This window comes from Acidovorax sp. KPB24-07 (assembly GCF_057543315.1).
Genome location: NZ_BAAJYS010000219.1, coordinates 1 through 2,500, shown reverse-complemented (window position 1 = coordinate 2,500; position 2,500 = coordinate 1). Strand labels below are relative to the sequence as shown.

Sequence of the window (2,500 nt, the reverse complement as noted above, 5' to 3'; positions counted from 1 at the left end):
GAGTCGTCCTGCGCGGAAGATGTAACGGGGCTAAGCCAGTTACCGAAGCTGCGGATTCACAGTTTACTGTGAGTGGTAGGAGAGCGTTCTGTAAGCCTGTGAAGGTGTCTGGTAACGGATGCTGGAGGTATCAGAAGTGCGAATGCTGACATGAGTAGCGTTAAAGGGGGTGAAAAGCCCCCTCGCCGTAAGCGCAAGGTTTTCTACGCAACGTTCATCGGCGTAGAGTGAGTCGGCCCCTAAGGCGAGGCAGAGATGCGTAGCTGATGGGAAACAGGTCAATATTCCTGTACCGATGTGTAGTGCGATGTGGGGACGGAGAAGGTTAGCTCAGCCAACTGTTGGATATGTTGGTTCAAGCCTGTAGTCGTGCCTGGTAGGCAAATCCGCCAGGCTTAGATGAGGGGTGATAACGAGTCTGCTTGCAGACGAAGTGAGTGATACCCTGCTTCCAGGAAAAGCCACTAAGCTTCAGCTACACACGACCGTACCGCAAACCGACACTGGTGCGCGAGATGAGTATTCTAAGGCGCTTGAGAGAACTCAGGAGAAGGAACTCGGCAAATTGATACCGTAACTTCGGGAGAAGGTATGCCCCAAGTAGGTGAACCTGTACAAGGCGAGCCCAAAGGGGTTGCAAAAAATCGGTGGCTGCGACTGTTTAATAAAAACACAGCACTCTGCAAACACGAAAGTGGACGTATAGGGTGTGACGCCTGCCCGGTGCTGGAAGATTAAATGATGGGGTGCAAGCTCTTGATTGAAGTCCCAGTAAACGGCGGCCGTAACTATAACGGTCCTAAGGTAGCGAAATTCCTTGTCGGGTAAGTTCCGACCTGCACGAATGGCGTAACGATGGCCACACTGTCTCCTCCTGAGACTCAGCGAAGTTGAAATGTTTGTGATGATGCAATCTCCCCGCGGAAAGACGGAAAGACCCCATGAACCTTTACTGTAGCTTTGTATTGGACTTTGAACAGATCTGTGTAGGATAGGTGGGAGGCTTTGAAGTGAGGACGCTAGTTCTCATGGAGCCAACGTTGAAATACCACCCTGGTGTGTTTGAGGTTCTAACCTAGGTCCCTTATCGGGATCGGGGACAGTGCATGGTAGGCAGTTTGACTGGGGCGGTCTCCTCCCAAAGCGTAACGGAGGAGTTCGAAGGTACGCTAGGTACGGTCGGACATCGTGCTAATAGTGCAATGGCATAAGCGTGCTTAACTGCGAGACTGACAAGTCGAGCAGATGCGAAAGCAGGACATAGTGATCCGGTGGTTCTGTATGGAAGGGCCATCGCTCAACGGATAAAAGGTACTCTGGGGATAACAGGCTGATACCGCCCAAGAGTTCATATCGACGGCGGTGTTTGGCACCTCGATGTCGGCTCATCTCATCCTGGGGCTGTAGCTGGTCCCAAGGGTATGGCTGTTCGCCATTTAAAGAGGTACGTGAGCTGGGTTTAAAACGTCGTGAGACAGTTTGGTCCCTATCTTCCGTGGGCGCTGCAGATTTGAGGAAGCCTGCTCCTAGTACGAGAGGACCGGAGTGGACACACCTCTGGTGTATCGGTTGTCACGCCAGTGGCATTGCCGAGTAGCTAAGTGTGGAAGAGATAACCGCTGAAAGCATCTAAGCGGGAAACTCGTTTCAAGATGAGATCTGCCGGGGCCTTGAGCCCCCTAAAGAGTCGTTCAAGACCAGGACGTTGATAGGTCAGGTGTGGAAGCGCAGTAATGCGTTAAGCTAACTGATACTAATTGCTCGTGCGGCTTGACCCTATAACTTTGATCATCATTTGATCAAGTTGTTATGCCAAGTGACGCAGTCAAAATACAAGCTGATTCCAAACTCTATGAATTCGCCACCTTGATCACATCAAGGTAGCTCCAAGTTATGCCTGATGACCATAGCAAGTTGGTACCACTCCTTCCCATCCCGAACAGGACAGTGAAACGACTTTGCGCCGATGATAGTGCGGGTTCCCGTGTGAAAGTAGGTCATCGTCAGGCTCTTACAGCCCAAACCGCCCCGACATCCAACGATGTCGGGGCGTTTTGCTTTGGGGAATGAAAATCTCTCCTGCAAACCTTCGCTAGACGTAGCCTGCTTGGTTGAACCAGTCTCCAGTCAGGTACGCCCCTTGGCCTCAGGCCCAAGCCTGACAACGCATTGCAGGCTTCAATGCGGCGCTGTTCGTCGGCCTCAGGCATTCAACGGACCACGCGACCACGCTGCCATTCCGATCAGCCAGGCCCCGATCCAGGCCAGTTCAATCCGCTCCCGGCCCAGCGGATACGCTACGATTGACGTTACGTCAACGTCAGCGAACCCTCCCCACCACCGCAGCCGCTGACAGGGATGGATCTCCGCTCCACGAGTCTCCCCCACTTCCTATGGCCGCCACCACCTACACCATCAGCGACCTCGCCAAAGAGTTCGACCTCACCACCCGCGCCATGCGCTTCTACGAAGACATGGGCCTCCTCCAACCACAACGCAC

Annotated in this window: 1 protein-coding gene and 2 rRNA genes (1 of these 3 cut by a window edge); all 3 read left to right on the top strand. The window is 53.2% G+C overall.

What is annotated here, in order from left to right; all coding sequences use genetic code 11:
• Nucleotides 1–1,778: ribosomal RNA gene (locus tag AC27IQ_RS17605) — 23S ribosomal RNA — on the top strand; it begins 1,101 nt to the left of the window's first position.
• Nucleotides 1,779–1,896: 118 nt separating this feature from the next.
• Nucleotides 1,897–2,009: ribosomal RNA gene (rrf, locus tag AC27IQ_RS17600) — 5S ribosomal RNA — on the top strand.
• Between the two features lie 384 nt (nt 2,010–2,393).
• Nucleotides 2,394–2,500 (top strand): MerR family DNA-binding transcriptional regulator (locus AC27IQ_RS17595; protein WP_487090233.1); only part of this gene is annotated, 107 nt, incomplete at its 3' end.